The organism is Campylobacter sp. IFREMER_LSEM_CL2256, from assembly GCF_025771645.1.
Lineage (GTDB): Bacteria > Campylobacterota > Campylobacteria > Campylobacterales > Campylobacteraceae > Campylobacter_D.
The window spans coordinates 1-5,961 of sequence record NZ_JAKMQQ010000021.1 but is presented as its reverse complement, the minus strand read 5'-3'; the positions used below and the strand labels follow the sequence as shown (position 1 = coordinate 5,961).

General features: G+C 42.7%; 2 tRNA genes and 3 rRNA genes. All 5 read right to left on the bottom strand.

The features are described from left to right. Positions 1-155: 155 nt before the first annotated feature. Positions 156-272, bottom strand: a 5S ribosomal RNA gene (gene rrf / locus L8U00_RS07685). 276 nt (positions 273-548) lie between these two features. Next, a 23S ribosomal RNA gene (locus L8U00_RS07680) occupies positions 549-3,456 on the bottom strand. Positions 3,457-3,912: 456 nt separating this feature from the next. Then, positions 3,913-3,989: transfer RNA gene (locus L8U00_RS07675), tRNA-Ile, on the bottom strand. A gap of 8 nt (positions 3,990-3,997) precedes the next feature. After that, positions 3,998-4,073 (bottom strand) — tRNA-Ala (locus L8U00_RS07670). A gap of 95 nt (positions 4,074-4,168) precedes the next feature. Beyond that, a 16S ribosomal RNA gene (locus L8U00_RS07665) occupies positions 4,169-5,682 on the bottom strand. Together the 16S, 23S and 5S rRNA genes with 2 tRNA genes alongside form the textbook arrangement of a ribosomal RNA operon. Between the last annotated feature and the right edge of the window lie 279 nt (positions 5,683-5,961).

Genomic DNA, 5,961 nt, shown 5'->3' with positions numbered 1-5,961 from the left:
AAGAAAAATAAGAAAAATAAGAAAAATAAGAAAAATAAGAAAAATTTAAAAATAGTGTCACAAATAAATAATCCAAAAAATAAACCAATTCAATAACTAACAATAAAAACAAACATAAGATTATATATAAAGTAAGAATAATAAGAGAATTAACAAGTCCGCAATGAGCTACTTTCCCCCTGCCAGTAAGGCGTAGTATCATCACCCACGATGTGCTTAGCTTCTTGGTTCGGGATGGAGCAAGGCGTCTCCACATCTGTATAATCACGGACATTGTTATTTAAATATTCTATTTAAATACAGCACAATAAAAACTAGATTGAAATCATTTTTATTTTAACTTTCATCTTATTCTTATATTTAGATATTTTATTAAACTAACCACTTTATTGTTTTAGAATACTTAAAAAACAATGTTAAGAGCAAGTTCTAATATAAACTTTACTTGTAAGATTTTATAAACTTAAGAACATAATCTTTATATAAATATTTCATATAAAAACCTTCAAAGCTTTATTAAAAACCTTAACAAGGAAGTGATGCTTAAATAAGATAAGCCAAACGCTCTATTAGTACTGGTCAGCTAAAGGACTTTCATCCATTACACACCCAGCCTATCAAACTAGTAGTCTTCTAGAGAGCTTAGAGAAGATTCATCTTAGAGTTGGCTTCACGCTTAGATGCTTTCAGCGTTTATCCGTTCCAAACTTAGCTACGCTGCGATGCTCTTGGCAGAACAACAGCTACACCAGTGGTTTGTTCAACCCGGTCCTCTCGTACTAGGGTCAAATCTCTTCAATCTTCTTACGCCCACGGCAGATAGGGACCGAACTGTCTCACGACGTTCTGAACCCAGCTCGCGTACCGCTTTAAATGGCGAACAGCCATACCCTTGGGACCTGCTCCAGCCCCAGGATGCGATGAGCCGACATCGAGGTGCCAAACCTCCCCGTCGATGTGAGCTCTTGGGGGAGATCAGCCTGTTATCCCCGGGGTACCTTTTATCCTTTGAGCGATGGCCCTTCCACACAGAACCACCGGATCACTAAGACCGACTTTCGTCTCTGCTTGACTTGTATGTCTTGCAGTTAAGCTGGCTTATACCTTTATACTCTACGAACGATTTCCAACCGTTCTGAGCCAACCTTTGTAAGCCTCCGTTATTATTTGGGAGGCGACCGCCCCAGTCAAACTACCCACCAGACATTGTCCCACTTGAGGATAACTCAAGCTGGTTAGCTACCCAAATAAGAAAGAGTGGTATCTCAACAACGGCTCATATACAACTGGCGTCATATACTCAAAGCCTCCCACCTATCCTGCACATTCTTATCCAAATAGCAGTGTCAAGCTGTAGTAAAGGTCCACGGGGTCTTTCCGTCTTGCCGCGGGTAGGAGGAATTTTCACCTCCACTACAATTTCACTGGATCCCTCTTTGAGACAGCTCCCATCTCGTTACGCCATTCATGCAGGTCGGTATTTAACCGACAAGGAATTTCGCTACCTTAGGACCGTTATAGTTACGGCCGCCGTTTACTCGGGCTTCGATCAAGAGCTTCGCTAATGCTAACCCCATCAATTAACCTTCGAGCACCGGGCAGGCGTCACACCCTATACATCCTCTTACGAGTTAGCAGAGTGCTGTGTTTTTGGTAAACAGTCGGGAGGGACTCTTTGTTGTAAGTTTCTTCGCTTTCGGAGTAAATCCTAATACGAAGCGAACCACACCTTATACCGAAGATACGGTGCTATTTTGCAGAGTTCCTTAAAGAGAGTTCTTCCACGCGCCTTAGAATACTCATCCCACCCACCTGTGTCGGTTTACGGTACGGGCAACATTAGCTAAACTTAGAAACTTTTCTTGGCTCGACGGCATCAGCAATTCTCCTCGCTGTCCGAAGACTTTGAAGAGCCTTTCAGTTCTCGGAGTATTGTTATACGGATTTGCCTATATAACCTCCTACGACCTTAGACTAGCACTTCCATCCGCTAGCTTGCTTAGCCCTAAGCGTCCTTCCATCGCACACTAATGTTGGTATTGGAATATTAACCAATTTGCCATCGTCTACCCCTTTCGGACTCGACTTAGGACCCGACTAACCCTACGATGACGAGCATCGCGTAGGAAACCTTGGGTTTACGGCGTTAATGATTCTCACATTAATTATCGCTACTCATGCCTGCATGCTCACTTCTATTCGCTCCAGCACTCCTTACCGGTATACCTTCGGCGCAAATAGAACGCTCTCCTACCACTTGATAAAATCAAGTCTACAGCTTCGGTACTTACTTTAGCCCCGTTATATTTTCCGCGCAAAATCACTAGACCAGTGAGCTATTACGCTTTCTTTAAAGGATGGCTGCTTCTAAGCCAACCTCCTGGTTGTTTAAGTAACTTCACATCGTTTTCCACTTAAGTAAGATTTAGGGACCTTAGCTGGTAGTCTGGGTTGTTTCCCTCTTGACGACGGATTTTATCACTCGCCGCCTGACTGCTGTGATTACATATAAGGTATTCGGAGTTTGATAGGGTTTGGTACATTGGTGTATGCCCTAGCCCATTCAGTGCTCTACCCCCTTATACTACGACACAACGCTATACCTAAATATATTTCGGAGAGAACCAGCTATCACGAAGTTTGATTGGCCTTTCACCCCTATCCACAAGTCATCCGGGGGCTTTTCAACGCCTATCGGTTCAGTCCTCCACTAGTTCTTACACTAGCTTCAACTTGCTCATGGATAGATCACTTCGTTTCGGGTCTGCAGCATCTGACTTAAGCGCCCTATTCAGACTCGCTTTCGCTACGGCTTCGCGTGTGCTTAACCTTGCCAGACACCACAACTCGCAGGCTCATTATGCAAAAGGCAGTCCATCACACTGTATTGCTACATAGTGCTCTGAATGATTGTAAGCAAATGGTTTCAGGTTCTATTTCACTCTGATCACCTCAGTTCTTTTCACCTTTCCCTCACGGTACTTGTGCACTATCGGTCTGGTAGTAGTATTTAGGGTTGGATCGTGGTCGACCCAGCTTCAGACAGGATTCCTCGTGTCCCGCCCTACTCAGGATACTGCTAGCTAAGGTTTGGTTTTCGTATACGGGACTATCACCCTCTATGGCTACACTTTCCAGAGTGTTCTACTAACCTTACCTATTGCACATTGCAGTCCTACAACCCCCAGTGCAAGCACTGGGTTTGCCCTCTTGCGCTTTCGCTCGCCGCTACTGACGCAATCTCTATTGATTTCTTTTCCTGTAGGTACTAAGATGTTTCAATTCCCTACGTTCGCTCCATTATGGTAGTATATATCTCTATATACTGGGTTGCCCCATTCGGAAATCTACGGATCAAAGCTTCTTGACAGCTCCCCGTAGCTTATCGCAGTCTAGTACGTCCTTCATCGCCTTTACCAGCCAAGGCATCCACCATTCGCTCTTAATAGCTTACCTTTTAAATTCATTCTAAAACGCATCACTTCCTTGTTAAAGTTTTTATGATAAGACTTTACTATCTTAAGACGGAAAGCATTTAAACACTTAATAAAACTAAAAATATTAGTCTCACTAAGCTGTGAGTTTAAAACTTGTCTTTAACTAAAAGCTAAAGAAAAGATAGCTAGGTTTTATCCTTTAACAAGTCCTGTAAAATTGTTTTTATTAAAACTTGCTTGTGACTCTTAACAATGATAATTCAAATAACATTAAATAATTAATCTAATATATAAAATATTCTATTATTTATTTAGCTTAGGTCTAAAACCTAAAGAAAGTATATATAAAGAGTTTAAATAATTTAAAAACATAGACAATAAAGTATTTTACTTTATTTACTGCTTTATTATTAGCTATATACTTGCTTTAAGTTTTAAAACTTTATTATATGATTGATAAACAAATCTTTTTTTATGGTGGGCCTAACAAGACTTGAACTTGTGACCTCACCCTTATCAGGGGTGCACTCTAACCAGCTGAGCTATAGGCCCTTAATAAATGGTGGAGAATAGCGGGATCGAACCGCTGACCTCCTGCGTGCAAAGCAGGCGCTCTCCCAGCTGAGCTAATTCCCCAAAATTAGCTTTTCATCAATCTTTGAAATCTAAACAAGGATGATTGAGTCTATATATGAACTGATAGTTGTGAGACTTATCAGTTTGTACTCTAGAAAGGAGGTGATCCAACCGCAGGTTCTCCTACGGTTACCTTGTTACGACTTCACCCCAGTCGCTGATTCCACTGTGGACGGTAACTAGTTTAGTATTCCGGCTTCGAGTGAAATCAACTCCCATGGTGTGACGGGCGGTGAGTACAAGACCCGGGAACGTATTCACCGTAGCATGGCTGATCTACGATTACTAGCGATTCCGGCTTCATGCTCTCGAGTTGCAGAGAACAATCCGAACTGGGACATATTTTATAGATTTGCTCCACCTCGCGGTATTGCGTCTCATTGTATATGCCATTGTAGCACGTGTGTCGCCCTGGGCATAAGGGCCATGATGACTTGACGTCGTCCACACCTTCCTCCTCCTTACGAAGGCAGTCTATTTAGAGTGCTCGGCCGAACCGTTAGCAACTAAATACGTGGGTTGCGCTCGTTGCGGGACTTAACCCAACATCTCACGACACGAGCTGACGACAGCCGTGCAGCACCTGTCTCTAAGTTCTAGCAAGCTAGCACCCCCTTATCTCTAAAAGGTTCTTAGGATATCAAGCCCAGGTAAGGTTCTTCGCGTATCTTCGAATTAAACCACATGCTCCACCGCTTGTGCGGGTCCCCGTCTATTCCTTTGAGTTTTAATCTTGCGACCGTACTCCCCAGGCGGTACACTTAATGCGTTAGCTGCATTACTGAGATGACTAGCACCCCAACAACTAGTGTACATCGTTTAGGGCGTGGACTACCAGGGTATCTAATCCTGTTTGCTCCCCACGCTTTCGCGCCTTAGCGTCAGTTAAGTTCCAGCAGATCGCCTTCGCAATGGGTATTCTTGGTGATATCTACGGATTTTACCCCTACACCACCAATTCCATCTGCCTCTCCCTCACTCTAGACTACCAGTTTCCCAAGCAGTTCAACGGTTAAGCCGTTGGATTTCACAAGAGACTTGATAATCCGCCTACGCGCCCTTTACGCCCAGTGATTCCGAGTAACGCTTGCACCCTCCGTATTACCGCGGCTGCTGGCACGGAGTTAGCCGGTGCTTATTCCTTAGGTACCGTCAGAATTCTTCCCTAAGAAAAGGAGTTTACGCTCCGAAAAGTGTCATCCTCCACGCGGCGTTGCTGCGTCAGGGTTTCCCCCATTGCGCAATATTCCCTACTGCTGCCTCCCGTAGGAGTCTGGACCGTGTCTCAGTTCCAGTGTGACTGATCATCCTCTCAGACCAGTTAAGCGTCATAGCCTTGGTGAGCCATTACCTCACCAACTAGCTGATACTATATAGTCTCATCCTACACCGAAAAAACTTTCCCTACTCAACTTGTGTTAAGCAGGAGTATAGAGTATTAGCAGTCGTTTCCAACTGTTGTCCTCTTGTGTAGGGCAGATTAACTATACCTTACTCACCCGTGCGCCACTAATCCACTTCTAGCAAGCTAAAAGCTTCATCGTTCGACTTGCATGTATTAGGCACGCCGCCAGCGTTCACTCTGAGCCAGGATCAAACTCTCCATAAAAAATTGGATAAGTTTAATCTTTTTCTTCAAAGAAAAAGTTGATTGTTAAGATTTAAAAATAAATCTTTCTGGCTCAATCGATCACTTATTTAGATTTCAAAGATTGACTATAAGATTTGATTAACAATATTAATAATTTAAAGAACAAATACTAAAAAATTAAGACAAAAAGTCTTAGCTTTTTAAAACCCTTTCGTTTAAAAAGGAAATGAAATTATAGCAATAAAAGCTTAAAGTTTTATTAATATAATTAGACATTTAAAGAAATTTGTTTTAGGG